Genomic DNA, 23,145 nt, shown 5'->3' with positions numbered 1-23,145 from the left:
ACATTTATTTAGTTACTATTTGTACCGTATTTTGATACATTTGTTTTAATAAAATCGTTTTTCCTTTCTCTAATTTCTGTATTGCTTGCTCATTATAATGCCTAATAGTAAATAGTGATACATTATCGTGACAAGTTACTTTAAATTTAGCTTTTAGATGAAGTAATAACGGCTCTAAGTTATTATAATTGTTTTCAAAACACACCGAAAAACTTATGGCTGAGTTTTGAATAACATCTACTTTCATTTTGTATTTGGACAACAAGTTAAAAATTTCGCTGATATTTTCTTCTACCACGTATGAAAAATCTAAGGTAGATAATGATATTAAAACTTGATTTTGTTTTAAAATGAAACATGGCACTACGGGATCAATACCTTTAAACTTTTTAACTACTGTACCATTATTTTGTGGTTGTATAAAAGACTTTACATGTAATGGTATTTCTTTACGTTGTAGTGGTTGTAATGTTTTAGGATGTATTACTGATGCACCATAGAAAGCTAACTCTATTGCTTCTGTATAAGAAATTACATTTAATAATTGTGCATTTTCAAAATATCTTGGATCTGCATTTAATACGCCTGGCACATCTTTCCAAATGGTTACACTTTCTGCATTTAAACAATAGGCTATAATTGCTGCAGTATAATCACTTCCTTCTCGACCTAAAGTAGTCGTAAAATTGTTTTTGTCGCTTCCTAAAAACCCTTGTGTAATATTTAATTGATTAGTATTTATATGAGTTAAAATATTAGTCTGGGTTTGATCCCAGTTTACATTTGCTCGTCTATAATAATCATCTGTTTTTATTAATTGTCTTACATCTATCCAATTATTTTTATAGCCAACTTCATTTAAATAGGCGCTTATTATTGTTGTAGACACTAATTCGCCATAACCGATAACTTGATCATAAACAAAATTGTAATCTGGAGATTTATTGGTTTTTAAAAATGCTTTTAATTCTTCAAAGAGCGTTTTTACAGTATTGAAAACAGAATGTCTTTCGTTTTCAAATAAATCAATGATAATTTGATTATGGTATTTTATAACGTCTTGTAAAGCAGCTTGTAATTCTGCTTGATTGTTAAAATAATTGCCAATTACAACTTCCATTGCATTGGTTGTCTTTCCCATTGCAGAGATAACAATTAGTGTGTTTTCATGTCCAACCTCTTCTAATACAGATACTAAATTTTTTACACCTAAAGCATCTTTAACAGATGCTCCACCAAACTTAAATACTCTCATTTATAATTTTTCTATATAGTTTTTTATGGCGTCTCCTTCTAATTGAGCTAAATACCAATCTTTTAATATTTTAGCTCCTTGTTTTTCATAAAAATTAATAGCACTTGTATTCCAATCTAAAACTTCCCAACAAATACGTTGTACACCTTGACTGTAACCGTATTTAATAACCTCATCAAGCAGTAATGTACCTAAGCCTTGTCCCCTAAACTCTTGTTTTACTATTAAATCTTCTAAATGTACAGTTTTTCCTTTCCATGTAGAAAATCTAAAATAAATTAAGGCTATTGCTACTATTTCTTGTTCGCTCTCGGCTACAAAACAAGTAAATAAAGGATTTTTACCAAAACCGTGTTCTATTAAATCTTTTTCTGTTACAATTACAGCATCTGGCTCTTTCTCAAAAACAGCTAATTCTTTTATTAGCTCTAATACTTTTGGCATGTCAGATTGCTTTGCAAAACGAATATTAAATTTCATCTTAAAAAGTTTTATTCAAATATAGTCTAAACAGATTATAGACCATAAAATTAATTTAAACGAAAACGTTGTAGTTTATTGAAAATTCTATGATATTTGTATCCAAATATAAGCTTCATGTCTAAAAAAAATCAAACCTTAGGTGAATTTATTATCGAAAACCAATCCTCTTTTAAGTATTCTTCTGGAGAGTTATCTAGACTAATAAACTCTATTAGACTTGCTGCAAAGGTTGTAAATCATGAAGTAAACAAAGCTGGACTAGTCGATATTATTGGCGCTGCTGGCGACACGAATATACAAGGAGAAGATCAACAAAAACTAGATGTATACGCAAATGATAAGTTTATACATACATTAACGAACCGAAACATTGTTTGCGGGATTGCTAGTGAGGAGGAAGACGACTTTATTAGCATAAACAGTCAAGATTCTAACAACCAAAACAAATATGTAGTCTTAATAGATCCTTTAGATGGCTCTTCAAACATAGATGTCAATGTATCTGTAGGAACCATTTTTTCGGTATTTAGGCGTGTTACGCCTGTTGGTACACCTGTAACTATAGAAGACTTTTTACAGCAAGGTAATAAACAAGTAGCTGCTGGATATGTGGTTTACGGTACTTCTACAATGCTAGTATACACAACAGGTCATGGTGTAAATGGCTTTACGCTAAACCCAGCAATTGGTACGTTTTATTTATCACATCCTGATATGCAATTTCCTGAAGACGGAAATATATACTCTGTAAACGAAGGTAATTACATTCACTTCCCTCAAGGTGTAAAAAACTACATTAAGTATTGCCAAATGGAAGAAGGCGATAGACCTTACACCTCAAGATATATTGGATCTTTAGTATCAGATTTTCATAGAAATATGATTAAAGGCGGAATTTACATGTATCCAAAAAGCTCAAAAAATTCTAACGGAAAACTACGTTTATTATACGAGTGCAATCCTATGGCATTTTTAGCAGAACAAGCTAATGGTAAAGCTAGTGATGGTTATACTAGAATACTTGACATTACCCCAACAGAGCTACACCAACGCGTACCTTTTTTCTGTGGAAGTAAAAATATGGTATTAAAAGCTGAAGAGTTTATGCAAAACGCTTAACTGGTAGCTAAATAACTATTTTTTTTGCTATTTTTATCTCCTAAACTATCAACATGGCAAAACAAGATAAAAATCAAGAAAATATGGCGCCAAACGCTGTAGATGCTAGCTCAAAAATTGACGCTATAAAACAGCTTATTTTTGGAGAAAACATGCAAGCTTACGATAGTGAGTTTGAAACTCTAAAAAAAGATATACTTAACAAAAAAGAAGAATTAGAGCAATTAATAGACGAAGTTAAAACAGAACTACTTCAGAATATTGATAATTTAAGTACAGACGTAAACATACGTATTACAGAGCTTGAAGCTTCTCTTGAAGAAAAAATAGAGGCTTTAGACGAGAAAAAAGTAGACCGTAAACTTCTGGGTGAACTTTTTACTAAGCTTGGTGAGAAGATTAGTCAATAAAATTGACTCTATAAATGACTCAAGAAGATAAATTACAAATCTTAAAAGACATCTTATTAAAAGATGAGCATGAGTATGCTTTATCGCTTGAACAAAAACTAAAAGATCTTGAAGCAGTAATAAACCAACAACCTAATTTATCAAAAAAAATTAATCCAATAATTGACGATAAATTACAAGAGTTTGTTGAAGAAATACCTGAAACATTAGGACCTACTATTACCGAAACTTTAAAAGCAGAGATTAAAAACTCTCAAGATGCTGTTGTAGAAGCTTTATACCCTATTATGGGTAAAATGATAAAAAAATATGTGCAAAAAGAAATACAACTTTTATCTGAAGCTATTAACAATAAAATGAATAACACCTTTTCTTTTGAGTCTTTAAAACGAAGGTTTAGAGCAAAAAGAAGTGGCGTATCAGAAGGTGATATAATCCTTCAAGACCACTTTAAACCAACCATAGAGCAGATTATGGTTATAGAGCAAGGTTCTGGTATTGTAACTTCAGAATATTCAAAAACCCAAAACATAGACCAAGATACAGTTGCTGGTATGCTTACCGCAATTAAAAGTTTTGCAGAAGATGCTTTTCAAGCTGAAACTCAAAATTTAGAATATATAGAATATGAAAACTATCATATTCATCTTCAAAACTTTTCTAATTACTACATTGCTGTAGTAATATCTGGAGCATTTACAGCCACATTTAGAAACAAACTAGAGGATAAGTTATTAGATTTTGCTCAAAATGTTATAAATAAAACAGACTTAGAAAATAGTAGTATTTTAGCAACAAAATTAAAAGCACAATTTGAACATGAAATTATCTAAAAAAGTTGTTTTAATAGGGCACTTTGGTGTAGGAAAATCGTCCTTAATTAGACGCTTTGTAGAAAACACTTTTACAGAAGATTATAAAGTTACTATTGGTGTACATATCTTAAAAAAAGATATTCAAATTCCAGAAACCAACAAAGACGTTACTCTAGTAATTTGGGACTTAGAAGGTAATGATGATATTACCAACACAAGACCATCATATCTTATTGGAACACATGGTTTTATTTACGTGTTTGATTTAACAAGACCAAACACCTATAAAAACTTAGAATTTGACTTAAATTATATAAAAGAACGTTATCCTAACTTACCTGTTAAAGTTATTGGCAACAAAAAGGACTTAGTTACAAACGAGTTTATTAAAGAAAATAAAGAGATTTTTAAACAGTATGTAGACTTATATACAAGTGCAAAAACTGGCAAAAATGTAGAAGAGGTTTTTAATCAACTAGCTAAATCTTTAGTTTAAACATAAAACATTCTTAAAATGTTAGAAGAGTATAAAAAAAATTACGCACAATCTGTAAATCAATATTTAATTGTAGATACAGAAGGCAACATTAAAGAATCTGATGATGTTATCTTTAAAAATATAGAAGGTAAACATATATCAGATATTCATCCTTTTTTTGAAAGTCTAACAGCTACATTAACCGAAAAAAACAAAGATTTAGTATTTTCTTGTATTCACCTTAATGATGAAGAAGGCAATACTATAATAACAGATATTATTGTAAAAACTTTTGATGGAAAAAAACCACCGTTAATTGTTATCCTAGATTTAACGGTACACTACAATAACTACCAAACTACAGCACAGGTAAGAAATGAGTCGGTAATAAACTCTCAAATACTAGAACTAAAAAACGAGTATTTAAAAGAAAAAGAAGCTTTTAAAAATGCATTCATAGCAAATTTCAATCATGAATTAAGAGATCCAATAACAGGTATTTTAACTTTTTCTGAGATTTTAAAAAAGACAGGATTAACAGATGAGCAAACTAACTATATAAAAGTCATGGACTCTTCTACAAACTACTTAAAGCAGTTAATAGAAGACATATTAGATATATCTAAAATAGAATCTGGAAAAGCAGAAATTATCTTAGAACCATTTAATCTACATGAATTATTAGACGAAATAGCTCAAATACACAAAATTAATTCTGAAAAAAAAGGTTTAGAATTTATTACTGATTTTAATAGCAATTTACCACAAATAGTTGGTGGTGATAAGATGAAGCTAAGACAAGTTTTAAGCAACTTATTAAGCAATGCTATTAAATTTACAGAAGTAGGAACAATTACTTTTAAAGCTTCATTAAATCAAACAAGAGCAAGAAAAGCTAATATTCATTTTGAAATTTCTGATACTGGAATAGGAATACCAGAAGAAGATCAAAACTCAATTTTTGAAAGTTTTAAACAGCTTAACAATTCATATAAATATACTGGATCAGGCTTAGGACTTGCTATTGCAAAACATTATGTAGAGTTAACCGGAAACAAAATAACAGTAGATTCTACAGAAGGAAAAGGCTCTACATTTTCTACTAATTTAAACTTTAGAATAGACCCAAGTTACAAATTAGAAAAATCTAATAATGAAGAAACTTCTTTTATAGAATCTGATAAAAAATACAATATTCTGTTGGTAGACGATTCAGAAATCACTCAGCTATCAGTTCTTAAAATACTTGCTTCTAAGGGTAATTACTTTTTAGATATTGCCACAAAAGGAGAAGATGTCATACCAAAAGTAACAAACTATGATTCTCCTGTAGATTTAATCCTTTTAGATATTAAATTACCAGATATAAATGGTGATGAAGTAGCAAAACTAGTAAGAAAATTACCAGAGAGAGAGCATAAAAAAACGCCTATTATAGCCTTAACAGCTAGAGTATTTAAGGATGATTTAAAAAAATATAAAAAAGCAGGTATTAATGATGTTGTAAAAAAGCCTTTTGATGAAGATACCCTTTTAACCAAAATAAGAGAACATCTAAAATAAAAAAAAAGCAAGCGTTATGCTTGCTTTTTTTATGTATTTCAAAAACTATTTTATCTATTCATAGTTTTAATTTCTTCCATAAAAACCTCTAGATCTACTCCATTTTTAACAAGCTCTAAAGCTTTATCTGCAACGTATTTAGAATTACTAGACTTAAAACCTAAACCAACACAAAGACGCTCTAACATAGCCATTTGGTTTTCTCCTTCAATTTGATCTGCCCAAACCATTCTAGCTAAATCGTATAAACGCTCTAAACGCATATCATAAGAAGTTGGTGGGTTTATAGGATGAGATTTATAATCCTTTAATATTAACTTATAATCTTCTTCGCTAATATCTAAATTACGTGCTAATCTATCTAAAAACGCCTTTTCTTCTTCTGTGATAATACCATCACTCATAGCAACTCTTACAATTGCAGCAAAATGATCTTCATTTCGCTTCTTAAACCCACTATCAAATAAATCTGAAAATGACATACTTTTTAATTTTAATTCACTGCAAATATAGTTAAACCTTGCTCCTTTTAAAATTAAAAAGTTTCTTTTTTTAACATGTATACTTAATATTATTAAAACCAATATAATTATTTTATTATCAATATTTTAAGTCATTTTTTAGAGTTTATTTTCATTAACATTGTTAATATCAGATTAAATTAATTAATCAGAAAGCTTTTAAAAAATCTAAGCCTTATATTTGCAAAAAATTCTATTTAAGGTGAGTAAATCTAACATCTCGCAAGCCTATTTACAATCTTTGCAAACGCAAAAATTGCAAACTGCTATTGCCCTACCTAAAAGTAAATCGCACGTTAAAGGATTAGTAGGATCTTCGGTTTCGTTTATAATTTCACAAATTTTTAAACAATCCGATTTACCATTTTTACTAATATTTCAAGATAAAGAAGAAGCTGCTTTCTATTTAAACGATTTAGAACATTTAATAAATAAAAACGATGTTTTATTTTATCCAGGAAGCTATCGCAGACCTTACCAAATTGAAGAAACAGATAACGCCAACGTTTTACTTCGTGCAGAAGTTTTAAACCGTATAAACTCACGTAAAAAACCTGCTATAATTGTTACGTATCCAGATGCGCTTTTTGAAAAAGTTGTGACTAGAAAAGAGCTAGAACGTAATACACTAAAAATTACTGTAAACGATAATTTATCTATAGATTTTGTAAACGAAGTCTTGTTTGAATACAAATTTAAACGTGTAGATTTTGTTACCGAACCTGGAGAATTTTCGGTACGTGGCGGTATTGTAGATGTGTTTTCCTTTAGTCACGACCAACCATATCGTATAGAATTTTTTGGTGACGAAGTAGACAGCATTCGTACCTTTGATGTAGAAACACAATTATCTACAGAGCAAATTAAAAAAATTAGCATTATTCCTAATGTTGCTAATAAACTAATTGAAGAAAAAAGGCAAAGCTTTTTACAATACATCGCTCAAAAAACAGTTGTTTTTGGGAAAAATTTCGATTTAACTTTTAACAGAATAGACGATTTTTTCAGTAAAGCTCAAACTGCATTTAACAACTTATCTACCGAGCTTAAACACGACAAACCAAATGAGCTATTTTCAAATTCTGAAACCCTAAAAAAAGAATTATTAGATTTTAGCATAGTAGAATTTGGGACAACATCTGTTTTTAAAGCTGAGCAATTTGTAAAGTTTGACACAGTACCTCAACCTGCATTTAACAAACAATTTAATTTATTAATAGATAATTTAAATGCTAATCACGATAAAGGTTACACCAATTATATTACTTGTGTAAGCGAGCAACAAGCAAAGCGTTTTTATGATATTTTTGAAGATGTTGATGGCAATGTTCATTATCAAACCATTGTACAACCTTTGTATCAAGGTTTTATAGATCACGACTTAAAAATGGTGGTTTATACAGATCACCAAATTTTTGAACGCTACCATAAATTTCATCTTAAAAATGGCTATGCAAAAAAACAAGCCATTACCTTAAAAGAACTTACAAATCTAGATATTGGCGATTATGTTACGCATATAGATCATGGTATTGGTAAGTTTGGCGGACTACAAAAAATTGATGTAGATGGTAAAAAACAAGAAGCTATAAAGTTGGTTTATGGCGAGCGTGATGTGTTATACCTAAGTATACATTCCTTACACAAAATAACTAAATTTAATGGTAAAGATGGTGCGCCACCAAAGATCTACAAATTAGGTAGTAAAGCTTGGAAAACTCTTAAAGAAAAAACCAAATCTAGAGTTAAGCACGTTGCTTTCAACTTAATAAAACTATATGCAAAACGTAAGTTAAAAAAAGGATTTCAATATAAACCTGATAGTTATTTACAGCATGAGTTAGAAGCTTCATTTTTATATGAAGATACGCCAGATCAAGTTACTGCTACTGCAGATATTAAAGCCGACATGGAAAGCGAAAGACCAATGGATAGATTGGTTTGTGGCGATGTTGGTTTTGGTAAAACCGAAGTCGCTATTCGTGCTGCCTTTAAAGCTGTAGATAATGGTAAGCAAGTTGCGGTTTTAGTACCAACTACTATTCTAGCCTTTCAGCATCATAAAACCTTTAGCGAGCGTTTAAAAGAATTTCCGGTAACGGTAGATTATGTAAACCGTTTTAAAACTGCAAAAGAAAAACGCATCACTCTAGAAAAACTAGAAAAAGGTCATGTAGATATTATTATTGGTACACATCAATTGGTTAATAAAAGCGTTAAGTTTAAAGATTTAGGACTTTTAATTGTTGATGAAGAACAAAAATTTGGTGTCGCTGTAAAAGAAAAACTTAAAAGCATAAAAGAAAACGTAGATGTACTTACGCTAACTGCTACACCAATACCGCGTACACTTCAGTTTAGTTTAATGGCTGCAAGAGATTTATCGGTAATTACAACGCCGCCACCAAACCGTTACCCAATAGAAAGTCACGTGATTCGTTTTAACGAAGAAACTATTAGAGACGCAGTTAGTTACGAGATAGAACGTGGTGGACAAGTGTTTTTTATTCATAATCGTATTGAAAACATCAAAGAAGTTGCAGGTATGATTCAACGTTTAGTGCCTGATGCAAAAATTGGTGTTGGTCACGGACAATTAGAAGGTAAAAAGTTGGAAGAACTTATGCTAAACTTTATGAATGGTACTTTTGATGTTTTAGTAAGTACAACCATTATAGAAAGTGGTTTAGACGTTTCTAACGCCAATACTATTTTTATTAATAATGCTAATAATTTTGGGTTAAGTGATTTGCACCAAATGCGCGGTCGTGTTGGACGAAGCAATAAAAAAGCATTTTGCTATTTTATTACTCCAGATTATCACGCTATGACAACAGATGCCAGAAAACGTATTCAAGCATTAGAACAGTTTTCTGAGCTTGGTAGCGGATTTAATATTGCAATGAAAGATTTAGAAATTCGTGGTGCAGGAGATTTACTTGGCGGCGAACAAAGTGGTTTTATAAACGAAATTGGTTTTGACACCTACCAAAAAATCTTAAATGAAGCTATAGAAGAGCTTAAAGAAAACGAATTTAAAGACCTATACGACGAACCTGAAGAGAAAAAACAATACGTTAAAGACATTACAATCGATACCGATTTTGAACTACTCTTCCCAGACGATTACGTAAACAGTATAACCGAAAGGTTAAATCTGTATACCTCTTTAAATAACCTAAAAACGGAAGACGAGTTAACTACTTTCGAAAATCAATTAATAGATCGTTTTGGCGAGTTACCAACTCAAGTAGTAGACTTGCTTAATAGCGTTAGAATTAAATGGATAGCTACAAAAATAGGTATAGAAAAAGTAATCATGAAAAAAGGTAAACTTATTGGTTACTTTATTAACGACCAAAAAAGCGGATTTTACCAAAGTAATTACTTTACAAAAGTGTTACAATACGTACAAACACATCCACAAACTTGTAAAATGAAAGAAAAACAAACACGTAATGGTTTGCGTTTATTACTTACTTTTGATAATATAAAAACAGTAGAAAAAGCACTTCAGGTATTAAAACCAATTTTGGAATAATTTTTGAAACTTGATAAAAAAATAAAACCCATGAATAAAAAGTTATTTTTTGTATTTGCTATAATTCCATTTTTTGCATTAGCACAACATACCATAAAAGGAAAATTCCCAAATACAGACGATTTTAAATTTGCTTTTCTATATCAAGTAACAACACAAACCAGCAAATTTGTAAATAATGCCGAAATAAAAGAAGACGGTTCATTTAGTTTTACTTTAGACAAAAATCAACCTGCAGGTACATACCGCATCGTTTACAATCAACCACAAGATCGATATAATTTTGACTTTTTATATAATAATGAAGATATAGAATTGACTTACGACTTTGACAATGGTCTAACCTTTATTAAATCTGAAGAAAACAAACTATGGAACTCTTACAATAAAAGCATTCAATTAGTTGCAAATAGTCTTAACAACTTTTACCTAAAAGGAGATAACAACGAAGAAGATTTTAATAAAATCATACAAATTTTACAAAATACACAATCCGAATTTGAAAAAGCTGCAGAAGGCAAAATGGCACTAAACTTTATTACAGCAAGCAAGCCTTTTATACCTAAAAAATATGTAGATGCTCAAACATTTTCAGAATTAGCAAAAGCAGAATATTTTGACCATATCAACTTTAGCAATCCTATTTTACAAAACTCAAATTTTCTTATAGAAGCTACTTTAAACTATATTTTTAATTTTATAGACCAAGATCAAGCCAATGCTTCCTATATAAAAAATATTGATACTGCTGTAAATGCAATTGGCAATAACCCTAAAGTAAAAAAAGTAATTTTAGAAGTATTATATTCTCAATTTGCATATGAAAATATAGAACCAGTAGCTAATCATATAGCAACAAAATACTTATTAGATATAGCAAAAGCAGATAACGATAAAGAATTAATAAAAGATCTTACCAATTTTAAAAATGCATCAATAGGTCATAAAGGTTACAATTTTGATATTGTAATTTATGTTGAAAATGGTAAAGCTACCGTAAAAAAAATGCATGATTTAGAAGAAGCTAATACATACTTAATCGTATTTTGGAGCACAACATGTTCTCATTGTTTAGAAGAAATTCCGCAACTTCATAACTACGTAAAAACAATAGATAAAAAACAATTAAAAGTTATTGCTGTAGCATTAGATGAAGACCGTTACCGCTGGAAAGACATGACTTACGATTTTCCAGAATTTCACCATGTTTTTGGAGAAGGCAAATGGGATAACCAAATAGGTAACAATTATAATGTAAAATCTACACCAAGCTACTTTATACTTGATAAAGACAAAGTAATTATTAAAAAACCATACGACTTTGAAGCTTTTAAAGATTATTTTTCTAAAACATTAGAAGAATAGTTATCTATAATATCTAAGCATCTAAATAATTATGAAAAAAAACCGAATTTTCGCAATGTCTTTTGCAAGTGTGTATCCGCATTACATCACAAAAGCCGAAAAAAAAGGAAAAACAAAAGAAGATGTTCATACCATTATTATATGGCTTACAGATTATACTAATGCAGATATAGACACAATTTTAGAAACTAAAATAGACTTTGAGACCTTTTTTGAAAAAGCACCAAAACTTAATCCTAACGTTGATAAAATTAAAGGTCTAATTTGTGGTTACCGTGTAGAAGACATTGAAGATCCTTTAATGCAAAAAATTAGATATTTAGACAAGTTAATAGACGAGCTTGCTAGAGGCAAAAAAATGGAAAGCATTTTAAGATCTTAAAAAAAGAAAAAAGCATCTTCTAAATGCTCAATATTAAATTGCTGTTCTTCTTTTACAATTGCTATAATATCAAAACGCACATCTACTTCTAGGTTATTTACAGTCACATACTCATCTACTGCTTTAACTAAGTTTTTTATTTGTTTTGGTTTTACAAAATCTTGCGGATTCCCAAAATCTGTTGTAGATCGTGTTTTAACTTCAATTATAGCTAAAACATCTTCTTTTTGAGCAATAATATCGACTTCAGCTTTATTAAAACGGTAATTACGTTCAACAATATCGTAGCCATTTTCAATTAAAAAATCGACTGCAAGTTGTTCTCCTTTTTTACCAAGCTGGTTGTGATTAGCCATTACTATTCAAATACAAGTGTAGATTTTGTTTTTTCAACTTTTAAAGTAGCTTTTCTACCTAAAATTAAAGCTCTATTATCATCTTCGTGTCCTGCTGGCATATTAAATGCAATCGGGAAATCATAATCGGCAAGTGCATCTAAAATTAGTTGTTCTATAGATGTTCCCCAAAGGGTCGTATTTTTTCTTAGCTTACTCATATCTCCAACAATCACACCTTTACAGTAATCAAAATAACCAGCACGTTTTAGACTTTGTAACATACGATCTATATGGTATTTGTACTCGCCAATTTCTTCAATAAATAATATTTTTCCAGAAGTATCAATACTAGTTTTACTACCTAACATAGTATGAAGTATCGTCAAGTTACCACCAACAATTGGTGCTGTAACTTCACCTACTTGATTATAATTTGAACCTTGTAAAGTATAACTTAAAGTTTCACCAAAAATGGCTTTTTTAAATGTCGCTATAGTTTGTTCTATTTCACTTTCATCCTTAGGTAAACTTACACACATCATCGCATGTAGACTTTGTACACCTAAATTATGTATTTGGTTATGTAGTGCTGTAATATCGCTATATCCAATAATCCATTTAGGCTGTTCTAAAAATTTAGTATAATCTAATTTATCCAAAATTCTAACCGTACCGTATCCGCCACGTGCGCACCAAATAGCTTTAATATTTGGATTATCTAAAGCATTTTGAAAATCTTCACAACGTTCTTGATCTGTACCCGCAAAATGATTGGCTTGATTAAACACATGTTTACCAACAACAACATTAAGATTCCATTGTTTTAATAAACGTTTTGCGCGTTCAATTTCTTCATTTCTGTGTTTTAAAATTCCTGATGGCGCTACAATTGCAACGGTATCACCAGCTTTTAAATATGGTGGTTGTATCAAATTTTCTGTTAGTTTTTTAAAGTTTGTATTTTGGGATATCATGGCGTTAGTTCCTGTAAAAAGAAACACCAATAAAGTAATAATTATAAATCTGTTTTTTGACATATTGTAAATGTACATTTTTTTTCTAAATCGCTGTTAAAATGTGTATTTTTACGGCTTCAAAAAGATTTTAAGATGTCAAAAAGATATACAATTACTGCTGCTTTACCTTATACTAACGGTCCTATTCATATTGGGCATTTAGCTGGTGTTTATGTTCCAGCAGATATTTATGCACGTTATAAGCGTCTAACCGGTAACGATGTTGCTTTTATCTGCGGAAGTGACGAGCATGGTGTACCAATTACTATAAAAGCAAAAAATGAAGGTGTTACACCACAAGAAATTGTAGACAGATATCATAAAATTATTAAAGATTCTTTTGAAGAATTTGGTATTAGCTTTGATAATTACTCACGTACATCGGCGAAAATTCATCATGATACAGCTTCAGAATTTTTCAAAACCTTATACGATAAAAACGAATTTGTAGAAGAAGTTACAGAGCAATTATACGACGAAGAGGCTAAACAATTTTTAGCCGATCGTTTTGTGATTGGAACTTGTCCAAAATGTGGTAATGAAGAAAGTTATGGTGACCAATGCGAAAAGTGTGGTACATCGCACAACGCCACAGATTTAATCAATCCAAAATCTGCAATAACAGGTAATACACCAACTTTAAAAGAAACTAAACACTGGTTTTTACCGTTAAATAAACACGAAAACTTTTTACGCGAGTGGATTTTAAAAGGTCATAAAAAAGACTGGAAACCAAACGTGTACGGACAAGTAAAATCTTGGATAGACGATGGATTACGTCCGCGTGCAGTTACTCGTGATTTAGATTGGGGAATTCCTGTTCCTGTAGAAGGTGGCGAAGGAAAAGTACTTTACGTTTGGTTTGATGCACCAATTGGTTATATCTCTTCTACTAAAGAATGGGCAGAACGAGAAGGAAAAGATTGGGAACCATATTGGAAAGACCAAGACACTAAATTAGTTCACTTTATTGGTAAAGATAATATCGTGTTTCACTGTATTATTTTCCCGTCTATGTTAAAAGCAGAAGGTAGCTACATTTTACCGGACAATGTACCTGCTAACGAATTTTTAAATTTAGAAGGCAACAAATTATCAACCTCAAAAAATTGGGCAGTTTGGTTACCAGAATACCTAAAAGATTTTCCTGGTAAACAAGATGTATTGCGTTATGCTTTAACTGCTAACGCACCAGAAACCAAGGATAACGATTTTACATGGAAAGATTTTCAAGCCAGAAACAACAACGAACTTGTTGCTATTTTTGGTAACTTTATTAATCGTGTTGTCGTTTTAACTAACAAATATTATAATGGTATTGTGCCAACGCCATCAACATTTACAGCTATAGATGAAGACACTTTAGCTGCTGTAAAAGCCTATCCTGCGGTTATTGAAAGCTCTTTAGAACGTTACCGTTTTAGAGAAGCAAGTCAAGAACTTATGAATTTAGCACGACTTGGTAACAAATATCTTGCAGATGAAGAACCTTGGAAATTAGTAAAAACAGACGAAGCACGCACACAAACCATTATGTATGTTGCTTTACAAATTGCAAGTGCTTTAGCTACATTATCAGAACCGTTTTTACCATTTACTTCAACTAAATTGAAACAAATTTTGAATGTCACATCGAGCGCAGTCGAGATGTCTTGGAGTGACATTTCAACAAAAGACGTGTTATTACCAGCTAATCACCAAATTGGTCAAAGCGAATTACTTTTTAATAAAATTGAAGACAAAGACATTCAAATTCAATTAGATAAATTAGAGGCTAGTAAAAAAGCAAACGAAGCTGCTAACAAAAAAGTAGAGCCACAAAAATACACGATTACTTTTGATGATTTTACAAAATTAGATTTACGTGTTGGAACTATAATTGAAGCCGAAAAAATGCCTAAAGCCAAAAAATTACTAGTTTTAAAAGTAGATACTGGCATAGATGTACGCACTATTGTTTCTGGTATTGCCGAGAGTTTTACTGCAGAAGAAGTTGTTGGTAAACAAGTAACGGTTTTAGTTAACCTAGCACCAAGAGCTTTACGTGGTGTAGAAAGTGAAGGTATGATTTTAATGACCGAAAATGCCGAAGGTGATTTAGTATTTGTAAATCCTGATACAACGGTCAAAAATGGGTTGCAGATTAGTTAGGTTATGAGGTACATGTTTTGTTTTTTACTTTTTTGTTGTAGCATTTCTTTATGGAGTCAAACTGAAGTTTTGACTTTTAAAAATCTTGAAATGTCAAAACGAGTTAGAAAAAATTCTTACACTATTTCTAATTCTATAACTAATGATTTAGCTATAATTTTAGTTGAAAACAAAGATATCTATGCTTACTTAAGTGATTCTAACTTTAAAGTTAATTCTACACAATTTATTAAAACAAAAAACATAAAATCTAAATACAACAAAGTTTTAGGCTTTAGTATCAAACAAAACAACTACCACGTACTTTACACAAATGATTCTAGAAATAAATTCTCAATTTTAAAATTAGATTTTAATAATTTTTCAGGAGAATCTATCGAGGTTGATCTTAATTTAGATAATGACCTATTTTTAGACGCTATCAACTATAAAAACAAATTATATATTTTATCTGCTAATAGTGATTCTATACTTAATCTTAGAGTATATAATAATGAAGGATTTGATTTAGTAAAATCTTTTGAATTAGAAGAAATTAAAGACGAAACTAACTTAATTAGCACAAAATTTCAGTATGGTCTTTTTATGTTTTCTGGTAAAGAAAAAACAAACATAACCAAAATTGAACAAAGAGTTTTTAACTCGATTGAACAAACTTCTGCCAAAAACAAAATGTATCAAAATGATAAATCCATATACTTAACTTTTGATGTCAACGAATTGGCAACACATTTATATAAAATAGATTTAGAGCAACTAAATTTAGATTACAAAATCTATCCTTATCCAAAATCTAAAAGTCACGAATTTAAAAACTATAACTCGTTTATTTTTGAGAATAACATCTATCAAATAGCTTCATCTAAAGAAACTTTAAAGTTTGTGATCTCAGATTTTGATTCAAAAGTCATTAAAGAATTCAATATTTTTAGAGATAAAAAAATACATTTTAAAAATTCTCCAATAATACAAGAAGGTCAAACAGCTTTACCATTTGTTACTACTAGAGAGTTAGAAGAAACCCGAAAATATCTTAGAAAAATAAATAATGGTAATATCGGAATCAATGTTACAAAAAATGATGGTAATTACTATCTAACTTTAGGAGGTTTTCAAGTTATTACCCAACCAAATATGGGATCAGTAAATACTGTAAATGGAAATTTTACAGGTTATAACACTACTTATCTTTCATTTAATTCTTATACAACTACAAAGTCTACTTATTTTAATTCAATTTTAGATTCTAATTTTAATCATGTAAAAGGTAGTTTTGAATCAACACCTTTTAATAAAATAAAAGACTATAAATCGACATTAAAATACTCTAGTGGTGAAGATGTTTTTTTTCATAAAAACGACTTATTCTTTGGCTATTTTAACCAAAAAGAAAGTTCTTATCACCTATTAAAGTTTTAAATAATTAGTTTTCTAGTTTTTAATAATAACTTTTATTTAAATAAAGTCACGTATTAGTGTTCTAATAAAAATTGAAGTTTATTAATGATTTAAAATTTAATTTTTATAGTTGTTAAAGTTAAAAACTGTTAAAACAAAACACCTTAAAACAACAGTTAACATGCTGACAAACTGTTCTTTACAATAAAAACCACAAAGCGAAAGATATGATAAACTTGTCTTAATTAGTCGTCTAAAAAGTGATGATTTTCGTAACTTATAATAGTTACAAACCAAAAACCATTACTATGAAACGACTAATTTTATTATTAGTGACTTTAAGTATTATCTCATGTGGAACACCAAAAACTGTGAGAGATTCTAAAAAAGTCATTAAAGGCGATTGGGTTTTAAACTCGATTACCTACAACCAAACAGGTACTTTTAACGTTACACTATTTGACGATGCTTCAAAATCTTGTTTTGAAGGTAGTACTTGGCAATTTATTCCTAACAACAACACAGGAATTTATACAATTAATTCGGCAGGATGTACTTCTGGCGAAAGAAACTTTGTATTTACCATACAAGAAGTAAGTCCAGAAATGGGATTATACGACTTTTTATTAAAGCCAACCAACGAAAAAAATAAGTCTGAAACTAATCAAGGTTACCGTGTTAATCTATCTCAGTTATCAGATACCAACATGCAATGGAAACAAACCGTTAGTTTAGACGGACAACCATTTGTAATTACAATGAACTTTACCAAAATTTAAAACTAAAAAACCATGAAAAAGACAATTAACAAGATTTCAATATTCAGTCTAACACTACTAATGTGCATTGGACTAACCAACTGTAATGCAGTAAAAAATGCTAATAATAAACAAAAAGGTGCTGTTATTGGTGCAACAAGTGGCGCTGTTTTAGGTGCTATTATTGGTAATAACGTAGGAAAAGGCGGAAACGGAGAATTAGGAGCCGTAATTGGCGGTGTAGTTGGTGGTACTGCTGGAGTACTTATAGGAAAGAAAATGGATAAACAAGCTCAAGAAATTGAGCAAGAAATACCAGGCGCAGAAGTAGAACGTGTGGATGATGGTATTGTTGTTACGTTTGATGAAAATAGTGGTGTCTATTTTGATACTGAAAAGTATAACATTAACGCTGCTTCACAAGCTACATTAAACAAATTAATAGGTGTATTTAAAGAATACCCAGATACTAATTTATTAGTCGTAGGTCATACAGATAGTTCTGGATCTGACGATTATAACATGACACTTTCTAAAAACCGTGCGTATGCAGTAACTAATTACTTAACTAGCAATGGTATTAGCAGTACAAGATTAACAACAAATTGGTTTGGAGAAACACAACCAATGTATGATAATAGTACCGCCGAAGGACGTGCTAAAAATAGACGTGTAAATATTGCTATTTTACCAAATGAAAAAATGATACAAGACGCACAAAACGAGTCTAATTAATAATTATTTGAATATAGAAAAAGAGGTGTAGCCTAAAAACTACACCTCTTTTTTATTTATATCGTATTCTAAGGTATAAAGCAAATGCTCTTATCATTAAAAAAGGGAAAATAATAAGTACAGATCCAAATAAATTTGTTGGTGTAAACGTTTCTGGAAAGTTACGTACTATAAAAAGCATAAGAATAACTCCTAAAATAATAGATACATGAAGCACTAACATATTAGGTGTAAAAGCACCAAAACTAACTTTAACTGGTGTTTGTTTTATGTGTAAAAACACACGTTCTATAGTCACAAATAATAAGTTAATATTAAAAAACCAGTTTCTAAAGAATAGTACTTTCATGTTAGTAAAAATAAGTACTTCATTATTCCAATTTGCCATAAACCCGAAAAAGACAACAATAAAAATAAAATAAACTCCCATTTGTATAATAGAACCAAATATGGATGTTGTTTTATTGCTGGCAAGCACAGCGTTTTTATTTCTTTTGAAAAAAATCCTATCTATAATTATTCTAATAAGCTCGTTCCACCAGAAAAATAAAATCACATAAAATACGGTTGTTTGTCCGCTCCAAATGGATAGCGCTGTAAGTAATGTAAACACTAAAAAATCCCATTGGGAATAATATTTTAATGGTTTTTCTAAAATAGAAGAAAAGCTATTCATATGATTTTATATTTATCCGGTTTATTGAAATATTATAAGAGATTTTTTAACTGTTTAATTCATCTATACTAACGTCGTACAATATGTTTATAAAAGTAGCTTTGTGTAAAAGTAAATTTTGATGTGCTTGTACTTTATTATAAATATGTTCTGACACATTAATAACACCGTTACTAGTTTTTATTTGAAAAGCTGTAGATTTTGTGTTAGAAGTTGTCTTTAACTTATCTATTACCTTAACCTTATTTAGTGATTTTAAATACCCATTTCGTTTAAATTTTGCATATTGATTAATTTGAATAAAGAATTTAAAAGAGTAGTAAACAAATGCTATAATCAATGGTATTAGAAATATAAAAATACCTTTCCATAGTACAAAAAGCAAGACTGTAATTGGTATTAGATATATTAGGTTTTTTCGTGTTTTTTTAAAGAATAATTTTTTTACTAATTCAATTTCCTTATCTCTCATTGGAAGAGACTTTTCTATATTCTCAAAATTTTGATTTCTTGATATTGAATTAAATGATTCTGATGTTTCAGTATTATTTTCTAAAACATTAAATGTTAAAACTTCCTTTTTTTTTGGACTAACTTCTAGATAAACCTCATCATTTAATTTAACCTGAGAAAACTGTTTATAATTAACGCTGTGTTGTTTATTCTCTATTGTAATGTAATAATGTGTTTGTGTATTTTTACGTGAAGAACCATTTCTATGCGATCCAGCTGCTCTATTGTGTTGGGCAGAAGAAGTAGTATGTTTATTTATTCTCTTATCGGTAACAATACCTGAATAGCAATATTTTATTCCTTTTTTTAAATCGATGTAAGTACTCCAAAAAAAATAAGATATAAATATTGAAAAAATTAAGGCGAAAACTGAAAAAACAAAAACAGGAATCTTTCCCATTTTATCAGTAGATAATACAGAATTATAAATGACAAAAAAAATAGCACCTACAAAAACACCAAAAGCAATAAGATAAACATATTGACGCTTTAGCTTTTTTCTATCTTTAACTGACAACGGTTTGATTTCATAAAAATTTTGAGTTGTCATGTATTATAATTGATTTAGACTTTGGTGAATATCCTTAAATTTTTCAAGCACTTTATCATTAAATTTAGTTTCGCCAACAACGGTTCTGTTAGTTAAACTGGTTTTATAAAATTGGATACTAGCAATGGTTTTTGTTTGTACATTAACATCTGCCTTAGCATAAGTTATTTTATTCTTTTGGTCATCTATTACATAATCAAAATAGACAATTTTAGAATCTTTTAATTTATCCTTGTTTTTTGAGTAAAATTGTGCTGTTTGGTTAGAATAACTTCTTAAGCTAAAAGGCAAGTTATCCTTTGGTGCTTCTTCGTTAAAACGCTTAATACCTTTTTGTAATTTATTGATAGCAAATTCATTTTCATTTAAGTCTAACTGCAATGTAAAATCATTTTGATATGTTGTCACTAAAACATTTGAGTTAAGCGATACGTATGATGTAATTTCTTTTCCTTCAAGATAGAGATAATTGATATTTTGCTCTATTTCATTTTGATCTTTTTGAGTTTTAATGGCTTTGTAAAGATTTCCTTTGTTAGAATAAAAATAGGTAATTTTATAGTTATTTATCTCTGATTTAATTTGGTACAACTTATTGTTTTTATAATCGTAAACAATATTATTGCTGTCTCCATTTTTATGAGTTATGGTTTCTTTAATTAGTTGTCCGCTGGTATTGTAAGTATAAGAGTGTTTTTTGTTTTTTTTGGCGTTACTATACTTAAAAACACGTTTATAAAGTCTGTCATTTTTGTAGTAGCTTTTTGTTTTTTGCCAAGAATTGTCTTTTAAATTTTCAGTATGGTAATCTTTTATAAAGCCATTTTTGTTAAATTGATATACAATTGTCTTAATTGGCTCTTTATTTAGATTGTAGTTAACAGCTTCTACTTTTGTAACCTTTTGTGTAAAACCATAATCTATGTTACTTATATCAGGAAGTGATTGAGCAAAGCAAAGAGATTGGAAACCTAATAAAACTGTGATACAAATTGCTTTAATTATCAATTTCATTGTTAATTACCTTAAATTAATTAATACTTAGTTATTAATGTGCCTTTCTGCCAATAGCCTTTACTGCTTATTTGTTTGTTTTTATTTAGATAAACGCCTAAACCACTTCGCTGACCTGACAAAAAATTACCGTAATAACTTGTTCCTGAACTTTTATAATATTGTACACCTTGTCCGCTAAAATTTTTATTTTGGATTTCGCCAATATAACTATCACCTGATGACCAACCATAAGCTCCGACTTTATCCAGTTGTCCATTAGTGAAGAAACCTACATAAGTATCGCGGTTTGCAAATTGATAAAAGCCAAAACCATTACTACAGTTACCTATACAGTTTCCATTAGCTCGTTTGTTTTTAAAATCTGTAGTAATCATATTTTTAGTTTGCTTACCTTTCTCATAGTAACCTGCTTGCAAAATTTCGCCTCCTTTTTTTAGGTATCCATAACCGTGAAATGTTCCATTTTTAAACTGGCCAATATAATATTCTTTTGTATCGTACCATGTAAACATGCCAAAACCATTTCTAAAACCATCAACAAAATTACCCTCATAATAATTTGAGTTATCACTAAAATTTTGTTTGCCAAAACCGTTAGCTTTACCGTTTTTAAAAAAGCCTTTCAGAATATATTCATCAGTTTTTAACTCGCCATATCCATCTACACAATTTCCTGAAAGACATGTAGAGTTTATTTTTGGTGTTTGGTTGTTGGTTTTTACTATTTGATAAGTGTCTGTTGCTTTATTGTACAGTCTTCCTGGGTAAATAGTTTCTTTTTCAGCATTTTTAAAATTAGGTAAATAATACAACGGTTCACTATTTTTGAATAAAACCATATCGTCATTATTATAAGCATAGGCATACTCTTCATTTTTTATTACAATACCTTCTTTCATAACAACCTTTATTTTACCATTATTTATAAATAAAATATTGTCTTTAGATTTTAATTCTTCTAGAGGAATAAATGATGGAATTTTATCTGTATAGTATTTAAAAAAGAAAGTCTTATTTAAAAATCCATCATAACAGATTATATTATTAAAATTTTTAAAAAGTTTTAAACCATTATTTCTTAAAAAGATTTTGTTAGAAATACTTATACCTTCATAATATAAATAACCCACATTTTCTTCAGTTTGTAAATACGTATTTGTATTTAAGTGTACAGTTTTTATTTTTTGTACAGTTCCTTCTTTTGAATCTTCAAAAGGATTATTTATTATCATATAATTTTTCTCAAAAGGGTTATAAACCATAACATCTTTATCATTTACTAAACGTGCATTTAAAAAATAAATTAGTTTATTATTTATGTAAAATTTACAATTAGATAATTGTATTGAACTAAGAGCATTTTTTTTACAGATAAGTGATATTTCAGGTTTGTTTTTTATCTCACTGTAATATATAATTTCACTATATCCTTTAATAGTATGGTTTCCGTATTTATCATAATTAGACTCATATCTTAATTGATTAAGACCAATCTTATGTCCATTTTTAAAAACATGTCTTATTGTTGTAAACTTTCTATCTCCACGGGTCTTTTTTTCTTCAATATGAAGCTCTTCTCCGTATTTGTTATAGACATATTCTATTTCTAAATCATTGTTGGTGTTAGTGGTTTTTATTAATCGGTTTAAATTATCATATTCATAAACAAGGCTATAATTTTCGTATTCTGTTTTTATTAGTAAATCTTTAGAATTGTAATGAAACTTTACGGTTTTCTTTCCTAATTCAGCATACGTTTGTTCTGCTACATAACCTTGGGCATTATATTTATAGGTTTCACCTTCTGTATTGTGTAGTAGCCTGTTATTTTTATCGTAAATAAAAACTTTAGAGTTTAACAACTCATTGGTGCTCATTAAGTAACCGCTTTCTGAGAATATATAACGGTCATAACCGTAAACATCTCCTTTAAGATTAAAATGTTCTAACTTATATCTAATAGCTATAGGATTTAAAGGAGCATTTTGCCAATCTATGGTTTGTGAATTTGCACTTACTACAAATAGTAAAATTAAACTTGCTAATATATGTCTCATCTTA

21 protein-coding genes are annotated in these 23,145 nt (G+C 29.4%); 12 read left to right on the top strand and 9 right to left on the bottom strand.

Features of this window, described 5'->3' with window-relative positions:
* Positions 1-4: 4 nt before the first annotated feature.
* Together INR78_RS06590 and INR78_RS06585 are read right to left on the bottom strand one after the other, a co-directional pair.
* Positions 5-1,255 carry an aspartate kinase gene (locus INR78_RS06590; protein WP_223077976.1) on the bottom strand — a complete coding sequence of 417 codons (1,251 nt, stop codon included), beginning with the start codon at positions 1,253-1,255 and terminating at the stop codon, positions 5-7.
* Complete coding sequence (locus tag INR78_RS06585) at positions 1,256-1,735, bottom strand: GNAT family N-acetyltransferase (RefSeq protein ID WP_106677287.1); 480 nt, start codon at positions 1,733-1,735, stop codon at positions 1,256-1,258.
* A 117-nt stretch (positions 1,736-1,852) separates the two neighbouring features.
* Here INR78_RS06585 and fbp point away from each other — a divergent pair, with 117 nt between their 5' ends.
* The 5 genes from fbp to INR78_RS06560 are packed head-to-tail and all read left to right on the top strand — an operon-like array spanning position 1,853 to position 6,123.
* On the top strand, positions 1,853-2,857 hold the full coding sequence (gene fbp / locus INR78_RS06580; protein ID WP_027879567.1) for a class 1 fructose-bisphosphatase: 1,005 nt from the start codon (positions 1,853-1,855) through the stop codon (positions 2,855-2,857).
* 53 nt (positions 2,858-2,910) lie between these two features.
* Positions 2,911-3,267, top strand: a complete 357-nt coding sequence (locus tag INR78_RS06575) for a fructose 1,6-bisphosphatase (RefSeq protein ID WP_223077975.1) — start codon at positions 2,911-2,913, stop codon at positions 3,265-3,267.
* A 14-nt stretch (positions 3,268-3,281) separates the two neighbouring features.
* Positions 3,282-4,100 carry a cell envelope biogenesis protein OmpA gene (locus tag INR78_RS06570; protein ID WP_223077974.1) on the top strand — a complete coding sequence of 273 codons (819 nt, stop codon included), beginning with the start codon at positions 3,282-3,284 and terminating at the stop codon, positions 4,098-4,100.
* The gene (locus tag INR78_RS06565) at positions 4,087-4,578 is read left to right on the top strand and encodes a Rab family GTPase (protein WP_027879570.1); all 492 of its coding nucleotides are present in this window, start codon (positions 4,087-4,089) and stop codon (positions 4,576-4,578) included. Before INR78_RS06570 ends, INR78_RS06565 begins: the two co-directional genes overlap by 14 nt.
* An 18-nt stretch (positions 4,579-4,596) precedes the next feature.
* Positions 4,597-6,123, top strand: coding sequence for an ATP-binding protein (locus INR78_RS06560; protein ID WP_223077973.1), 1,527 nt, complete (start codon positions 4,597-4,599; stop codon positions 6,121-6,123).
* A 50-nt stretch (positions 6,124-6,173) separates the two neighbouring features.
* Here INR78_RS06560 and INR78_RS06555 read toward each other — a convergent pair whose 3' ends face one another.
* Entirely contained in the window at positions 6,174-6,605 is a 432-nt protein-coding gene (locus tag INR78_RS06555; protein WP_027879572.1) for a TerB family tellurite resistance protein, read from the bottom strand.
* A gap of 241 nt (positions 6,606-6,846) precedes the next feature.
* On the opposite strand from INR78_RS06555, the gene mfd reads away from it, so the two are divergent.
* From mfd to INR78_RS06540, 3 genes are read left to right on the top strand one after another with little or no spacing between them, the layout of a single operon-like run.
* Positions 6,847-10,185 (top strand): transcription-repair coupling factor, encoded by a 3,339-nt coding sequence (gene mfd, locus INR78_RS06550; protein ID WP_223077972.1) that lies wholly within the window; start codon positions 6,847-6,849, stop codon positions 10,183-10,185.
* Positions 10,186-10,215: 30 nt separating this feature from the next.
* Positions 10,216-11,550 (top strand): TlpA disulfide reductase family protein, encoded by a 1,335-nt coding sequence (locus INR78_RS06545; protein WP_223077971.1) that lies wholly within the window; start codon positions 10,216-10,218, stop codon positions 11,548-11,550.
* 31 nt (positions 11,551-11,581) lie between these two features.
* Complete coding sequence (locus tag INR78_RS06540; protein WP_223077970.1) at positions 11,582-11,932, top strand: DUF2200 domain-containing protein; 351 nt, start codon at positions 11,582-11,584, stop codon at positions 11,930-11,932.
* On the opposite strand, the gene INR78_RS06535 is transcribed toward INR78_RS06540, so the two are convergent.
* Positions 11,929-12,288, bottom strand: a complete 360-nt coding sequence (locus tag INR78_RS06535; RefSeq protein ID WP_106677273.1) for a YraN family protein — start codon at positions 12,286-12,288, stop codon at positions 11,929-11,931. The genes INR78_RS06540 and INR78_RS06535 overlap by 4 nt on opposite strands.
* A 2-nt stretch (positions 12,289-12,290) precedes the next feature.
* The gene (locus INR78_RS06530; RefSeq protein ID WP_106677271.1) at positions 12,291-13,307 is read right to left on the bottom strand and encodes an LD-carboxypeptidase; all 1,017 of its coding nucleotides are present in this window, start codon (positions 13,305-13,307) and stop codon (positions 12,291-12,293) included.
* 72 nt (positions 13,308-13,379) lie between these two features.
* Here INR78_RS06530 and metG point away from each other — a divergent pair, with 72 nt between their 5' ends.
* From metG to INR78_RS06510, 4 genes are all read left to right on the top strand, one after another.
* The gene (metG, locus tag INR78_RS06525) at positions 13,380-15,437 is read left to right on the top strand and encodes a methionine--tRNA ligase (RefSeq protein WP_223077969.1); all 2,058 of its coding nucleotides are present in this window, start codon (positions 13,380-13,382) and stop codon (positions 15,435-15,437) included.
* Between the two features lie 90 nt (positions 15,438-15,527).
* Positions 15,528-16,856: a hypothetical protein gene (locus INR78_RS06520; RefSeq protein WP_223077968.1), complete on the top strand. Its 1,329-nt coding sequence runs from the start codon at positions 15,528-15,530 to the stop codon at positions 16,854-16,856.
* Between the two features lie 287 nt (positions 16,857-17,143).
* The gene (locus INR78_RS06515) at positions 17,144-17,614 is read left to right on the top strand and encodes a lipocalin family protein (protein ID WP_223077967.1); all 471 of its coding nucleotides are present in this window, start codon (positions 17,144-17,146) and stop codon (positions 17,612-17,614) included.
* 12 nt (positions 17,615-17,626) lie between these two features.
* On the top strand, positions 17,627-18,328 hold the full coding sequence (locus INR78_RS06510) for an OmpA family protein (protein WP_027879580.1): 702 nt from the start codon (positions 17,627-17,629) through the stop codon (positions 18,326-18,328).
* A gap of 52 nt (positions 18,329-18,380) precedes the next feature.
* Here the strand turns inward: INR78_RS06510 and INR78_RS06505 are convergent, their stop codons facing one another.
* Genes INR78_RS06505 through INR78_RS06490 form a run of 4 tightly spaced genes read right to left on the bottom strand, consistent with a single transcriptional unit; the run spans position 18,381 to position 23,141 of the window.
* On the bottom strand, positions 18,381-19,004 hold the full coding sequence (locus INR78_RS06505; protein WP_223077966.1) for a hypothetical protein: 624 nt from the start codon (positions 19,002-19,004) through the stop codon (positions 18,381-18,383).
* A gap of 46 nt (positions 19,005-19,050) precedes the next feature.
* Positions 19,051-20,067, bottom strand: a complete 1,017-nt coding sequence (locus INR78_RS06500) for a hypothetical protein (protein WP_223077965.1) — start codon at positions 20,065-20,067, stop codon at positions 19,051-19,053.
* 3 nt (positions 20,068-20,070) lie between these two features.
* The gene (locus INR78_RS06495; protein ID WP_223077964.1) at positions 20,071-21,081 is read right to left on the bottom strand and encodes a hypothetical protein; all 1,011 of its coding nucleotides are present in this window, start codon (positions 21,079-21,081) and stop codon (positions 20,071-20,073) included.
* Positions 21,082-21,101: 20 nt separating this feature from the next.
* Positions 21,102-23,141 (bottom strand): hypothetical protein, encoded by a 2,040-nt coding sequence (locus INR78_RS06490; protein ID WP_223077963.1) that lies wholly within the window; start codon positions 23,139-23,141, stop codon positions 21,102-21,104.
* Positions 23,142-23,145 lie beyond the last annotated feature (4 nt).

Source organism: Mesoflavibacter sp. SCSIO 43206, from assembly GCF_019904215.1.
Classification (GTDB): Bacteria; Bacteroidota; Bacteroidia; order Flavobacteriales; family Flavobacteriaceae; genus Mesoflavibacter; species Mesoflavibacter zeaxanthinifaciens.
Note: the sequence above shows the minus strand (reverse complement) of the source record. Positions and strands in the feature narration are given on the sequence as shown.